Here is a 13,283-nt window from a genome sequence, read left to right as displayed (position 1 = left end):
CCGGTTTGCAGGATGTGGCAATGCATCAACGACTGCAGGTGAAATGGAGCATGGCGTTGGCCTTGATCGGCGTCGCACTGGCCGCATGTTCGACAGGTGACCGGCTGGGCGATACCCAGGTGCGGCCAACCGACCGCCCCGAGTGCCTGGTCGGCAGCCAGCGCCAGGACCTGTCCGCTGGTGTACCCACCTTGATCGGGGGCAGCGGCTGCCGCACCGACCCCGATAACCCGCGCCCCCTGAACAAGCCACCGGAGTAGTCCGCACCGATGCCTGAGCTTTCCCCGTTGTCGCCCAGTGTCCGCCTGGACATCTGGTTGTGGGCGGCCCGTTTCTTCAAGACCCGCAGCCTGGCCAAGCAGGCCATCGAGACCGGCAAGGTCAGCGTGGCCGGGCAGCGCCCGAAATCCTCGCGCGCGGTGCGTGTTGGCGAGCAGCTGCAGGTCGACCGCGGTGAGGAGCATTTCGAGATCCAGGTGCTGGGCCTGAGCGACCAGCGCGGGCCGGCGCCAACGGCACAGCAGCTGTACGCCGAGAGCGAGGCTTCGAAGGCGCGCCGTGCCGAACAGCGTGCACTGCGCATCGCGGCACGCGATGGTTTCCAGCCGCCGGAACACAAGCCGGACAAGCGCGCGCGGCGTTTGATCCGGGCGTTGGGTGACATCGACGCGCTCTAGCGAAATCCTGATTCCAACGGATTGTTCCTATCGCGGTGCGAAACAAAGCGCCGGTCACGGTACGTTCGGATTGCGCTGGGCAGGCTGGTTTTTCACCTATCGAAGGCCTGCCCATGCGTCGTCTGCTGTTATGCCTGTCCCTGCTTGCTGCTGCGCCACTGCACGCTGCCGACATCACCTTCTGGGACGTTCCGCAACGCGGTGGCAACAGCATGAACATGTCGCCTCCGGACCGGAAATACTTCGAGGCGCTGCGTGCGACCGGTGCGACCTGGGTGCGGCTGGTGCCGGACAAGTGGAAGGGGCAGGGCGGTCGTGACTTCCTGATCGGCAACGCCGATGACTATCGCGGACTGGTTCCGGCCGACCTGGCCACGCTGCGGCGGGTGCTGGATGACGCCGAAGCGGCCGGGCTGAAAGTGGTGCTGACGCCGCTGTCGCTGCCGTTGCTGCGCTGGAAGCAGCACAACGGCGATGTGGTCGACCAGCGCCTGTGGCAGTCCTTCGACAACCATGTGCCGGCCCGTCGCTTCTGGCATGACCTGGCCACGGCGCTGAAGGGTCATCCTGCCTTGGCCGCCTACAACCTCATCAATGAGCCGGTGCCCGAGTACGGTGCAGGCCTGGCCGAGCATGCGTCCACTGAGGCGATGCAGCGGTGGTATGCCGGTGTGCAGGACGGCCCACGCGATCTGCGCCGCTTCTACTCGGAGCTGATCGCCAGCATCCGCGAGGTCGACACCGCGATGCCGCTGATGCTGGATGCGGGCTGGTATGCCGCCGCCGACGGTTTCAACTACTGGCCGGCACCGCTGGCGGATTCGAAGCTGCTGTACAGCGTGCACATGTACGAGCCGTATGCAGCAACCAGTGCACCGAACCAGACGCGTGCCAAACCCTGGCGCTATCCGGCGCAGGTGCCGTTCGGTGCAGGCAGCGAGCATTGGGATGCGGCGCGTGTACGCCGTTACCTGCAGCAGCCGATGACGTGGGCCGCCTCGCATGGCGTCGGTGCCAACCGCATGGTGGTGGCCGAATTCGGCTGCATGCGGCGGTGGCCGGACTGCAGCCGCTACCTGCAGGATGTGCTGCAGGTGCTGGAGCAGGACAAGGTGCACTGGGCCTTCTACGCCTTCCGCGAGGATGGCTGGGACGGCATGGACTACGAACTGGGCGACAAGCCGCTGCCGTGGTCGTACTGGCAGGCGCAGGAAAAGGGCGGCCATGTCGAGCCGCCGCGCTCGATGCAGGCGCCCTTGTTCGCACCGATCCTGCAGCGTTTGAAGGCGGGCAACCGGTAAGCCGCCGGGCCTGGCCCGGCGCTACCCATGGCGATGCCGGTAGCGCCGGCCCATGTCCGGCCAGGCTTTCCCTCAGCGCTTGCCGCCGAGCAGATTGCCGCCCAGCTTGAGCAGATCGCCCACGCCCAGCTGACCATCACCATCCTGGTCCAGCAGGCTGCCGAGCAGGCCACCGGCAAGACCGCCCTGCTGCTGCACCTGCTGCTTTTCCTGGCCGAGCGCCTGACTGAGCGAGCCGGCATCGGCCTGGCCGCCACCGAGGCGCTGGGCGAGGAAGGCCATCACGATCGGTGCGAGGATCTGCAGCAGCTGGCTGGTGCGGCCACTGTCGAGCTGGGTGGCCTGGGCCAGGCCGGTTTCCACCTTCTGCTGGCTGCCGCCGAAGATGTGGCCGAGGATGCCGGCGCCGTCGCTGGCGGCACCACCGCCACCGCCGCCCAGCACCGAGCCGAGCACGCTGCCCAGGTCCAGGCCGCTGTGGTTGTTCTGCAAGGCGCCGAGCAGTGCCTGCGCGCCCTGCGGCTGCGAGGCGTTGTTGCCCAGCGCGCCCATCAGCACCGGCAGCGCGGCACTGATCGCGCCGGAAGCCTGGGTATCGCTGATGCCGAGCTGCTGCGACACCTGCTGCAGCGGGGCGCCCTGCAATTTGGCGAGAAGTTCATCGGTCAGGCTCATCTGCGGAATCCTTGATTGGGGTTGGGCGTGCAGAAGGTACGACGCGGACCGTTAAAACGGCGACGCCGCCTCACGGGGAGGCGGCGTGCCGTTCACGGGGGAGGGCGATCAGAGCTCGATGTCTTCGGCGCCCGGGGTGGCGGTGGGGAAGTCCGCTTCCGGCTGCGCCGGCTTGAACGGATCCGACGGCTGGCTGGCCAGCGCCTTCAGCGCCGCGGCAACACCGGCACCGTAGGCCGGGTCGGCCTTGCTGCAGTTGTCGATGTGGCGCTGCTTGATGAAGTCCGGCGCATCGCCCAGGGCACGGGCGGTGTTGGCGAACAGGCGGTCCTTCTGTGCCTGGTTGTAGCTGCGGAACAGCGCACCGGGCTGGCTGAAATAGTCGGCGTCGTCCTCGCGGAAATTCCAGAAGTCGGCGTCGCCCCGGATCTTCATCGGCGGCTCGCGGTACTGCGGCTGCTCCTGCCACTGGCCGTAGCTGTTCGGCTCGTAGTGCGGCAGGCCGCCGTAGTTGCCGTCCACGCGCATCGCACCATCGCGGTGGTTGCTGTGCACCGGGCAGCGCGCTGCGTTCACCGGAATCTGGTGATGGTTCACGCCCAGGCGGTAGCGCTGCGCATCGGAGTAGGCGAACAGGCGAGCCTGCAGCATCTTGTCCGGCGACGGGCCGATGCCCGGCACCAGGTTGCTCGGCGCGAACGCCGACTGCTCCACGTCCTGGTACCAGTTGACCGGGTTGCGGTTCAGTTCGAACTGGCCCACTTCGATCAGCGGGTAGTCGCTCTTCGGCCACACCTTGGTCAGGTCGAACGGATGCACGCGGTAGGTTTCCGCCTCCAGCTCCGGCATGACCTGGATGAACAGCTTCCACTTCGGGAAGTCGCCCTTGTCGATCGCGGCGAACAGGTCGCGGCCGTGGCTTTCGCGGTCATGGCCGACCAGGATCTGTGCCTGTGCGTCGGTCAGCGACTCGATGCCCTGCTGGCTGACGAAGTGGAACTTCACCCAGAAGCGCTCGCTGTCGGCGTTGGTGAAGCTGTAGGTGTGCGAGCCGAAACCGTGCATGTGGCGGAAGCTGCGCGGAATGCCGCGGTCGCTCATCACCACGGTCACCTGCAGCAGGGCTTCGGGCAGCAGGGTCCAGAAGTCCCAGTTGTTGCGCGCGCTGCGCAGGTTGGTATGCGGGTCGCGCTTGACCGCCTTGTTGAGGTCGGCGAACTTGCGTGGGTCGCGCAGGAAGAACACCGGCGTGTTGTTGCCGACCAGGTCCCAGTTGCCCTCTTCGGTGTAGAACTTCAGCGCGAAGCCGCGGATGTCGCGCTCGGCGTCGGCGGCGCCACGCTCGCCGGCCACCGTGGTGAAGCGGGCGAACATCTCGGTCTGCTTGCCGACCTTCTCGAACAGCTTGGCGCGGGTGTACTTGCTGATGTCGTGGGTGACGGTGAAGGTGCCGAACGCGCCCGAGCCCTTGGCATGCATGCGGCGCTCGGGAATGATCTCGCGGTTGAGGTTGGCCAGCTTTTCCAGCAGCCAGACGTCTTCCATCAGCAGCGGGCCACGCGGGCCGGCGGTCTTGCTGTTCTGGTTGTCCACCACCGGTGCGCCGAAGGCCGTGGTCATCGGCGTGACCGGATCATCGCCGTGCTTCTGCTTGGGCGTGGTGCTCAGCTCGCGCTGCTGCTCGGCGCCCTGCTCCGGCGACGGGGCGGTGTGATACGGGCACTTGGCGTTGTTGTTGTCGGACTGGCTCATCGGCTGGCTCCTGGTGGCGGTGAAGACGTGGGAGAAACATCTTCACTCGACTTTAGCTATGGCCAGATGAAATGAATAATCGAATGATCCATTCAGATTGATAGATTCTGTCAATTGAAACGCAGAATCGGATTTGCGGAGTCTTTCAGCAGGCCTCCCGCAAGGTGGGCGGGAGGCCATGGGCGTGCGCTGCGGTTACAGCAGCGCTTTTAACCGGTACAAGGCTTCCAGCGCCTGCTTCGGCGTCAGTTCGTCCGGGTCGATCGCCGCCAGCGCGTCCTGTGCCTTGCTCGACGGTGCCGCGAACAGGCCGAACTGCTGCGGTGCATCCAACGCCTGCGGCGCCAGCTCGGCGGCATGGCTCTCACCACCGCGCTGTTCCAGCTCGGCCAGACGACGGCGTGCCTGCGCTACGGTGGCGCGCGGCAGGCCGGCCAGTGCCGCTACCTGCAGGCCGAAGCTGCGGTTGGCCGGGCCGTCCTTCACCGCGTGCATGAACACCAGCGCTTCACCGTGCTCGACCGCGTCCAGGTGCACGTTGGCGATGCCGCTGCGGCCGCCCTCGTGCTGCTCGTCGGCCAGCGCGGTCAGCTCGAAGTAGTGGGTGGCGAACAGCGTGTAGCAGCGGTTCTGGTAGGCCAGGTGGCGGGCCACTGCATCGGCCAGCGCCAGGCCATCGTAGGTGGACGTGCCGCGGCCGATCTCATCCATCAGCACCAGCGAATGCGCGGTGGCGTGATGCAGAATGTAGCTGGTCTCGGCCATCTCGACCATGAAGGTCGACTGCCCGCGGGCAAGGTCGTCGCCGGCGCCGATGCGGGTCAGGATGCGGTCGATCGGGCCGATCAGCGCGCGGCTGGCCGGCACGAAGCTGCCGATGTGGGCCAGCAGCACGATCAGCGCGTTCTGCCGCATATAGGTCGATTTACCGCCCATGTTCGGGCCGGTGATGACCAGCATGCGCCGGTCCGCATGCAGATCCAGATCATTGGGTTCGAACGGCTGCTCGCGCACTGCTTCGACCACCGGATGGCGGCCACGCTCGATCTTCAGGCAGGGCTCGGCCTGCAGCTCCGGGCGCGCCCAGTCCAGCGCCTGCGCGCGTTCGGCGAACGCTGCCAGCACATCCAGTTCGCTCAGTGCAGCGGCACACTGCTTCAGCGGTTCCAGCTGCCCGCCCAGGGTATCCAGCAGCTGCTCGTACAGGTACTTCTCGCGCGACAGCGAACGGTCGCGCGCGGACAGCACCTTGTCTTCGAACGCCTTCAGTTCTTCGGTGATGTAGCGCTCGGCATTGGTCAGCGTCTGGCGGCGGGTGTAGTGCACCGGCGCGCGGTCGGACTGGCCCTTGCTGATTTCGATGTAGTAGCCGTGCACGCGGTTGTAGCCCACCTTCAGGGTGGGAATGCCGCTGCTCTCGCGCTCGCGCTGCTCCAGGTCGACCAGGAACTGGTCGGCATGGGTGGACAGGCGGCGCAGCTCGTCCAGCTCTTCATCGAAGCCATCGGCCAGCACGCCGCCATCGCTCAGCTTCAGCGGTGGCATCTCGGCGATGGCGCTGGCCAGCAGCTGCGCGCACTCGTCGTGTTCGCCCAGTGCCGCATGCAGCGTCTGCAGGCGCGGCGAATCCAGTGGTGCCAGCACTTCGCGCACCGCCGGCAGCAGGCCCAGGCCGTCGCGCAGGGTGGAGAAATCGCGCGGGCGCGCCGAACGCAGCGCGACGCGGGTGAGGATGCGTTCCAGGTCGCCGAGGCGACGGAACTGCTCGCGGATGTCGGCGTCGCTGCCACGGTCGATCAGGGTTTCCACCGCATGGTGGCGCTGCACCAGCACCTCGCGCAGGCGCAGCGGGCGGTGCAGCCAGCGCCGCAGCAGGCGCCCGCCCATCGGCGTCACCGTGCTGTCGAGCACACCCAGCAGCGTATTGCGGGTGTCGCCATCAACACGCGTATCCAGTTCCAGATGGCGGCGGGTAGCGGCGTTCATCGCGATCGCCTCGCCGGCGGTTTCCATCGCGATCGAGGTCAGGTGCGGCAGGCGCTGCTTCTGGGTTTCCTCGACATAGCCAAGCAGGGCACCGGCCGCAGCGGTGGCGCGCGGCTTGTCGTCGATGCCGAAGCCGCTCAGGTCATGCAGCTTGAAGAAATTCAGCAGCTGGCGGCGGCCGCTGTCGGCATCGAACAGCCACGGCGCGCGGCGACGTACGCCGGTGCGCTGGCGCAGGAACTCCGGCCAGTTCTCTTCATCGGGCACCAGCAGCTCGGCCGGCTCCAGCCGCGCCAGTTCGGCTTCCAGCGCGTCGTCGGTTTCCACCTCGTTGACCAGGAAGCGGCCGCCGGCCAGGTCGGCCCAGGCCAGGCCGTAGCCCTGCTTGCTGCGCGACAGGGCCATCAGCAGGGTGTCGCGGCGTTCATCCAGCAGCGCCTCGTCGGTGACCGTGCCGGGGGTGACGATGCGCACCACCTTGCGCTCGACCAGGCCCTTGGCCAGCGCCGGGTCGCCGATCTGCTCGCAGATCGCCACCGACTCGCCCAGCGCCACCAGCCGTGCCAGGTAGCCTTCATAGGCATGTACCGGCACGCCGGCCATCGGGATCGGTGCGCCGCCGGAGCTGCCGCGCTGGGTCAGGGTGATGTCGAGCAGGCGCGCCGCCTTGCGGGCGTCGTCATAGAACAGTTCGTAGAAGTCACCCATGCGGAAGAACAGCAGCAGGTCCGGGTAATCGGACTTGGCCGCGAAGAACTGCTTCATCAGCGGGGTGTGTTCCTTGGACGCCTTGGCGTTGCTGGTGTTGTCTTTTGTATCAGTCACTTGGGGCGTTTCGCGTCTTGGCAGGGCGTCGGGGCGTGGCCACGCGCAGGCATGGCCGGAGAGGCCATTAGTGTAGCGATCTGGGGAGGTCGATGATCCGCGGCACCCGTGCTGGGCCCGGGGGCTGTCCGTGTGCCAACGCCTGCGCCCCTGCGCCGGCACTTTGGTTGATTTCCCCAGGGGCCCACGGTAGTGTCAGCCCCGGCGATTTCCGCCAAGCGGCCTCCATGGAAACCGGGGCGACTTATCCCCCGGGCGGGCGTTGATGGAAAGAACAAGCATGACTGCAGCCTGCATGGCCGCCGAACCTCGTTACACCTGGCGTACCGTCCTGCTGAGCATCCTGGTCGCCATCGTTCCGCTTGCCGGCTCCGCACCCTACACCTTGCTGAAGGCGGTGCTGCTGCTGGCCCTGCTGGTCACCGGCGTGGTTCTGATCCGCCGCCAGCCCGATGTCCGCCTGCGCTACCGCATCGCCCGGTTCATCGTGATCGTCTGCTTCCTGCGCCTGGCCTATGCCTTCTACAGCATCCTCTGGCACGGGCTGCGCTGGAACGAGCTGGATCTGCCGGCGCAGACACTGCTCTACCTGGGTACCGCTGCCGTGTTCGCCACTGCGCTGGACTGGCGCCTGATCTGGAAGATCTTCGCCGTGTCCACCCTGGTCTTCGGCGGGTCGTGCATCGTGCAGCACCACGTGATGGGCCTTGAACGCGCGCACGGTTTCAGTGGCGGCGAATGGACGGCCATCGAGTTCACCATGGTGACGCTGTGCATGGCGTTGTTCTCGGTCATCCGGTTGATCCAGCCCAATGTGCATCCGGCCGAACGCTGGCTGCACGGCGTGGCCATCGCCGTCGGCGTCTACGGTTCGATCCTGGCGCAGAGCCGCGGGCCGATCCTGGCGTTCATTCCCGCCATGCTGATGGTGATTGCGGTGCACGTCCGGCGCACCCGGCGCTGGCGGGGGGCACTGGCCTTCGTCGGTGCCCTGGTCATTGGCGTGGTCGGTGCCACCTCGGTGCTGAACCATGAGGTGATCCAGCGCTTCGGTGAGGTCAGTGGCGAGATCTCCGGTTTCAACCAGGAAAACGAGGTCGGCTCGGTCCGCGAGCGCATCGCCATGTGGGGCGTGGCGGTCGACGCCTTCGCCGAGCATCCCGTGGCAGGGGTGGGCCTGAACCAGTTCGGTACCTATGCACGTGAGGGCATCGCCCGCGGCGAGGTGTCCGAGTCGATCTTCCGCTACAACCACCCGCACAACGAGTACCTGGAAGCGGCGGTGACCGGTGGCGTGCCGTTGCTGCTGATCATGCTGCTGGTCTTCATCCTGCCCGGCATTCATTTCGTGCGACGTCTCGGCCACGCCGACGACATCACCGCGATGATCGCCACCGCCGGACTTGCCGTGGTCATCGTCTATGCGCTGTCGGCGTTCACGGACAACGTGTTCTACCGGGCGATGCCCCATTCGTTCTATTTCTACCTTGTGCTGGGCTTCATGCTGGCGACCGCCTTGCCTGCGCGCGACCTGCGCCGGCCAGGGAGTCCCTCCTGATGGCGCATATCCACCTGCTGGCCGCCGACAACCAGCGTGGCCTGTCCCATGACATCCAGGTGATCGAGCGCTCGTTGCAGCAGCTCGGGCACACGGTGACGGTCAGCCGTCTGGACGCGGTGCGCAATGGGGGGGCCTGGAAGCTCCGCGGGATGCGCCTGCGCAGGCTGCTGGCCTCGTGGCTGAGCCTGGGGCGCACGCCGGCCCGGTTCGACATCAACATCTCGCTGGAGCATGTCCGGCCGGCAAGCTTCGGACTGGCCGAGGTCAATCTGTTGATTCCGAATCCGGAATGGGTGTCCGCACGCAGCCTGCGGATCCTGCCGCGGTTCGATGCGTTGTTGACCAAGACCGAAGACGCTACGCGCATCTTCAATGCGCTGGGCATGCGCGCGCTGGAAGTCGGTTTCTGCAGCCGTGACCGCTACGACCCGGCGGTGCCGCGCAGACCGCGCAGCTTCCTGCATGCAGCTGGTACCAGTCGCATGAAGGGCACGGCAACGCTGGTCGAGGTCTGGAAGCGCCATCCGGAGTGGCCCTTGCTGACCATCCTGCGCGGCGGCCCTTCGGACGAAGATGAGGGCGGGGCCGCGAACCTGCGGATCGTCCGCGAGCGCCTGCCCGACCAGGAGGTGCAGCGCCTGCAGAACGAACATGCGTTCCACCTGTGCCTGTCGCAGACCGAAGGCTGGGGCCATTACCTGGTGGAAGCGATGAGCTGCGGGGCGGTGGTGATCACCTGCGACGGCGCGCCGATGAATCAGATGATCGACGACAGCCGCGGCATCCTGGTTGCCGCGCACGAGGGCGAGCCCTGCCATCTGTCCAGGACCTGGCATGTGGATGAGAAGGCACTGGAACAGGCCGTCGAGCGTGCGCTGGCGATGGATGAGGCCGAGTGGACCCGGCTGGGCGCCAATGCACGCGCATGGCACCTGGCCAGCGAAGTGGCGTTCCCACGCCGGCTGGGCGAGGCCCTGGCCAAGCTTTGAGCTGATGGGGCTGGTTGCTGCAGAGTGCTCAACCTGGCACCAGGGTGATCTGCGGATGGCTGCCGAAGATCTCCATGACGATCTCGAAGTAGGTCTGTCCCTGGCCAAGCGACAGTGCCGTCAACTGAGCGTGGATGGCCGGACCGTTGAACCTGCCGCCCTGATCGAGTTTCGACTGCAGCCAGGCGCGCGTCGTCTCGCGGCCCAGTGCCTCGCGGCTGTGGGCGATGTCGCGCCACACCACCGTGGCGGTGGCATGACCGGCGAGCGCGCCGTAGCCCCCGTGCAGCAGGTCATCAAGCGCGTCCAGGCTTGCGCCCAGCTGCCAGTCTTCGTCGGCCATGAACACACGATTGATTTCCACGTAGAGGCTGGCGATGTCGTTGATGGACGCGCCTTCGATGTGCAGGATCCGTGTCATCTGCAGACTGTAGCCCTCCGGGGCGACGGTTGTGTCCGGCGCAGATAATCCGGGCCGCCTTGGATGGGGTGGCGTTATTATGGTGTTAATCCTGCGTGATTTTCATCGGGCGCTGGCGTGTCAGCGCTATTCGATAAGGATATGGCGCCATTATCGGTCGCCGCATTTTCTGACTGCCTGCACAGTTTCATATATTTGGATCGGTCCATATATAAAGTCCCGTAAAGTTTCCCTCCGCTGCGCCGCCATCGAACGTACGGCCACGATCAAGGGAATTGAGATGCTTGCCTTACGTAATCTCCGTGTGGGATCCCGGCTTGGCGCCGGCTTCGGTCTGCTGCTGCTGTTCATCATGGCCATCGTCGGCCTGGTGCTGTATGGGAATCAGCTGAAATCCGCCCAGTTCGAGAAAGTGGTGGACGTCAACATGGTGAAGATGCGCCTGTTGAATGACATGCTTGATACCAACAACGCGGTGCTGATGCATCGTCGCCTGATGGTGATCAAGCGGGGTGACGAGTTCGACAAGGATTACCAGCGTGCCCAGGAGTTGGCGCGGACCTATGACGGTATCTGGGCCAAGTACATCAAGATTCCGCGTGACGCTACCGGCGATACCCTGGTCGCGCGCATCGAGGCGGCCCGCAAGGCCACCGATGCATCAACCCAGCAATTGCATGAGCGCATGAAGGCGGGGGATTTCGATGGTGCAGCGAAGGAGCTGCTGGCCGAGCACGGATTGGCAACGGCCTGGAATGAATCCATTTCGGCCCTGCTGCGCCACCAGGAAACACTGACCGAACGCAGCCGCGAAGAGTACCGCGCAACCGAATCGTGGACCGGCACGCTGTCGATCGCGTTCGGGGCACTGAGCCTGTTGCTGGGGACATTGGCGGCCTGGGCGATCACCCGCAGCCTGACCCGCCCGCTGGAAGGAGCGGTGAAGCTGGCCGACGGCATCGCCAGTGGCCGCCTGGACAGCAGCATCGACGCCACCGGCAACGACGAGGTGACCCAGCTGCTGAAGTCGATGCAGCGCATGCAGGCACAGCTGCAGTCGGTGATGGCGGCACAGGGGGAGCTGGCCCGCCAGCACGATGCCGGCAGCCTCAGCTACCGCATGGACGAGAGCGCGTTCCCCGGTGACTACGGGCGCATGGTGCATGAGACCAATGCGCTGGTTGGATCGCACGTGCAGGTACAGAACCGGCTGATCGAGGTGATGAAACACTACGCACGCGGCGATCTGTCGGTGGACATGGACCCGCTGCCCGGTGAGAAGGCGGCGATCACCCAGGCGATGGACGAAACAAAGTCCAGCCTGTCGGCGATCAACAGCGAGATCCGCCGGTTGGCGACAGCGGCTGCGGCAGGCGACTTCAGCCTGCGCGGCGACGAAGATCGCTTCGCCTATGATTTCCGCGACATGGTGGCCGGGCTCAACCGCCTGATGCAGACCACCGACGAGAACCTGGTGCAGGTGTCGACCCTGCTGCAGGCCATCTCGCGCGGCGACCTGACCGTGCGCATGCAGGGTGATTTCCATGGCGTGTTCGCGCGCATGCGTGATGACTGCAACGCCACGGTCGACCAGCTCAAGCAGATCGTCGGCCGCATCCAGTCCAGCGCCTCCAGCATCAATCTGGCCGCAGGTGAAATCGCTTCGGGCAACACCGACCTGTCGCGGCGTACCGAACAGCAGGCGGCAAACCTGGAAGAAACGGCAGCATCGATGGAGGAACTGACCTCCACCGTGAAGCAGAATGCCGAGCATGCACGGCAGGCCAACCAATTGGCCATCGGCGCGCATGGTGTTGCTTCCCAGGGCGGTGAAGTGGTGGGCCAGGTGGTCACCACGATGTCGGCCATCGAGGCATCGTCGAAGAAGATCGCCGAGATCATCAGCGTCATCGACGGCATCGCCTTCCAGACCAATATCCTCGCGCTGAACGCGGCGGTCGAAGCTGCGCGTGCCGGCGAGCAGGGCAGGGGCTTTGCAGTGGTGGCCAGCGAAGTGCGTACGCTGGCGCAGCGCTCGGCGGGTGCGGCCAAGGAGATCAAGGGCCTGATCGAGGATTCGGTCGGCAAGGTCGCCGACGGCTCGGCACTGGTCCGCCAGGCGGGCACCACGATGGGCGAGATCGTGGCCTCGGTGCAGCGCGTGACCGACATCATGGCCGATATCTCTGCTGCCTCCCAGGAGCAGAGCTCGGGCATCGAACAGGTCAACCAGGCGGTGGTGCAGATGGATGAGACCACGCAGCAGAATGCGGCGCTTGTAGAAGAGGCCAGTGCGGCGGCACGCTCGATGGAGGAGCAGGCCAACCTGCTGGCCGAGGCGGTTTCGGTGTTCCGCACGGGGGCGGTGACCGCTGCCGCCGCGGTGCGCCCGGCGCTGGCAGCCGTGGCGGCATCGGTTGCGCCGGTGCGCCGGCCCGCGGTGCTGTCGCCGCGAATCGAGCCGACGCTGGCCGCCAATGCGGGTGGCTGGGAAGAGTTCTAGAAGAGGGCAAGGCCGGCAGGGAGACGGCGCCCATCGCGACGGCTGGTCGCGATGGGCGCGGATTTTCTTCCTGAACGTGCCATGGCCGATGAAGTGGCGGACACGCGCATTTCACTTCCGGTTGCCAACCGCGGGAGGACACTGGCGCCATACCGGAACTCAGGAGATGGCCATGAAGACCTCGACCCGATTGCTTGTGCTGGGCACCCTGCTGGCAGCTTCGTCGGTGGCCGGCGCGCAGACCTATGGCCCGCGCGATGAGGGACGCAAGTTCAACGACGGCAGCCGCGTGGTCTGCAAGAACGTGGAAGTGCAGCGCAACTCGCGCGATCCGAACCGCATCACGGGTACCGCTACCGGCGCCGTGATCGGTGGCCTGCTCGGCAACCAGGTAGGTGGCGGCAACGGCAAGAAGCTGGCCACCGTGGCAGGCGCCGTTGCAGGTGGTGCGGCCGGTCGCCAGATCCAGGGCAACAGCCAGCAGAAGAACGGCGACCGCGTGGTGGAACGTCGCTGCGAACGCGTCTACCGCTGATTGACCGCAGCCAGACCCCGCTTCCCCTTCCACACCGCAGTACTCGAACGTTACGGAA

At 66.0% G+C, this 13,283-nt stretch carries 11 protein-coding genes; 7 read left to right on the top strand and 4 right to left on the bottom strand.

Annotated elements, in window-relative coordinates; all coding sequences use genetic code 11:
* Nucleotides 1-20 precede the first annotated feature (20 nt).
* From QRO95_RS10000 to QRO95_RS09990, 3 genes are all read left to right on the top strand, one after another.
* On the top strand, nucleotides 21-260 hold the full coding sequence (locus tag QRO95_RS10000) for a hypothetical protein (RefSeq protein ID WP_285302447.1): 240 nt from the start codon (nucleotides 21-23) through the stop codon (nucleotides 258-260).
* A 9-nt stretch (nucleotides 261-269) separates the two neighbouring features.
* The gene (locus tag QRO95_RS09995) at nucleotides 270-677 is read left to right on the top strand and encodes an RNA-binding S4 domain-containing protein (protein WP_004149153.1); all 408 of its coding nucleotides are present in this window, start codon (nucleotides 270-272) and stop codon (nucleotides 675-677) included.
* 113 nt (nucleotides 678-790) lie between these two features.
* Nucleotides 791-1,978, top strand: a complete 1,188-nt coding sequence (locus QRO95_RS09990) for a glycoside hydrolase family 5 protein (protein ID WP_285302446.1) — start codon at nucleotides 791-793, stop codon at nucleotides 1,976-1,978.
* A gap of 72 nt (nucleotides 1,979-2,050) precedes the next feature.
* On the opposite strand, the gene QRO95_RS09985 is transcribed toward QRO95_RS09990, so the two are convergent.
* From QRO95_RS09985 to mutS, 3 genes are all read right to left on the bottom strand, one after another.
* Nucleotides 2,051-2,653, bottom strand: coding sequence for a DUF937 domain-containing protein (locus QRO95_RS09985; protein WP_049424483.1), 603 nt, complete (start codon nucleotides 2,651-2,653; stop codon nucleotides 2,051-2,053).
* Between the two features lie 108 nt (nucleotides 2,654-2,761).
* Entirely contained in the window at nucleotides 2,762-4,321 is a 1,560-nt protein-coding gene (locus QRO95_RS09980) for a catalase (RefSeq protein WP_404830346.1), read from the bottom strand.
* A 279-nt stretch (nucleotides 4,322-4,600) separates the two neighbouring features.
* A complete protein-coding gene (mutS, locus tag QRO95_RS09975) occupies nucleotides 4,601-7,156 on the bottom strand; it encodes a DNA mismatch repair protein MutS (protein ID WP_285302456.1) in 2,556 nt (851 codons plus the stop codon).
* 340 nt (nucleotides 7,157-7,496) lie between these two features.
* On the opposite strand from mutS, the gene QRO95_RS09970 reads away from it, so the two are divergent.
* Together QRO95_RS09970 and QRO95_RS09965 are read left to right on the top strand one after the other, a co-directional pair.
* The gene (locus QRO95_RS09970) at nucleotides 7,497-8,774 is read left to right on the top strand and encodes an O-antigen ligase (protein WP_032127545.1); all 1,278 of its coding nucleotides are present in this window, start codon (nucleotides 7,497-7,499) and stop codon (nucleotides 8,772-8,774) included.
* Nucleotides 8,774-9,766 (top strand): glycosyltransferase, encoded by a 993-nt coding sequence (locus tag QRO95_RS09965; RefSeq protein WP_121503891.1) that lies wholly within the window; start codon nucleotides 8,774-8,776, stop codon nucleotides 9,764-9,766. Before QRO95_RS09970 ends, QRO95_RS09965 begins: the two co-directional genes overlap by 1 nt.
* Before the next feature lie 28 nt (nucleotides 9,767-9,794).
* Here QRO95_RS09965 and QRO95_RS09960 read toward each other — a convergent pair whose 3' ends face one another.
* Nucleotides 9,795-10,187: a barstar family protein gene (locus QRO95_RS09960; protein ID WP_049462356.1), complete on the bottom strand. Its 393-nt coding sequence runs from the start codon at nucleotides 10,185-10,187 to the stop codon at nucleotides 9,795-9,797.
* A gap of 280 nt (nucleotides 10,188-10,467) precedes the next feature.
* Between QRO95_RS09960 and QRO95_RS09955 the strand changes: the two genes are divergently transcribed.
* On the top strand, nucleotides 10,468-12,690 hold the full coding sequence (locus QRO95_RS09955; protein WP_285302445.1) for a methyl-accepting chemotaxis protein: 2,223 nt from the start codon (nucleotides 10,468-10,470) through the stop codon (nucleotides 12,688-12,690).
* Between the two features lie 166 nt (nucleotides 12,691-12,856).
* Nucleotides 12,857-13,225, top strand: a complete 369-nt coding sequence (locus QRO95_RS09950; RefSeq protein ID WP_032127541.1) for a glycine zipper 2TM domain-containing protein — start codon at nucleotides 12,857-12,859, stop codon at nucleotides 13,223-13,225.
* Nucleotides 13,226-13,283 lie beyond the last annotated feature (58 nt).

Source organism: Stenotrophomonas maltophilia group sp. Smal13, assembly GCF_030236855.1.
Lineage (GTDB): Bacteria > Pseudomonadota > Gammaproteobacteria > Xanthomonadales > Xanthomonadaceae > Stenotrophomonas > Stenotrophomonas maltophilia_A.
The sequence above is the reverse complement of the archived record's forward strand: the minus strand, read 5'-3'. Positions and strand labels throughout refer to the sequence as shown.

Coding starts and splice junctions, on each gene's coding strand:
- QRO95_RS10000 (WP_285302447.1), top strand. CDS start 21: ATGCATCAACGACTGCAGGTGAAATGGAGCATGGCGTTGGCCTTGATC.
- QRO95_RS09995 (WP_004149153.1), top strand. CDS start 270: ATGCCTGAGCTTTCCCCGTTGTCGCCCAGTGTCCGCCTGGACATCTGG.
- QRO95_RS09990 (WP_285302446.1), top strand. CDS start 791: ATGCGTCGTCTGCTGTTATGCCTGTCCCTGCTTGCTGCTGCGCCACTG.
- QRO95_RS09985 (WP_049424483.1), bottom strand. CDS start 2,653: ATGAGCCTGACCGATGAACTTCTCGCCAAATTGCAGGGCGCCCCGCTG.
- mutS (WP_285302456.1), bottom strand. CDS start 7,156: ATGAAGCAGTTCTTCGCGGCCAAGTCCGATTACCCGGACCTGCTGCTG.
- QRO95_RS09970 (WP_032127545.1), top strand. CDS start 7,497: ATGACTGCAGCCTGCATGGCCGCCGAACCTCGTTACACCTGGCGTACC.
- QRO95_RS09965 (WP_121503891.1), top strand. CDS start 8,774: ATGGCGCATATCCACCTGCTGGCCGCCGACAACCAGCGTGGCCTGTCC.
- QRO95_RS09960 (WP_049462356.1), bottom strand. CDS start 10,187: ATGACACGGATCCTGCACATCGAAGGCGCGTCCATCAACGACATCGCC.
- QRO95_RS09955 (WP_285302445.1), top strand. CDS start 10,468: ATGCTTGCCTTACGTAATCTCCGTGTGGGATCCCGGCTTGGCGCCGGC.
- QRO95_RS09950 (WP_032127541.1), top strand. CDS start 12,857: ATGGCCATGAAGACCTCGACCCGATTGCTTGTGCTGGGCACCCTGCTG.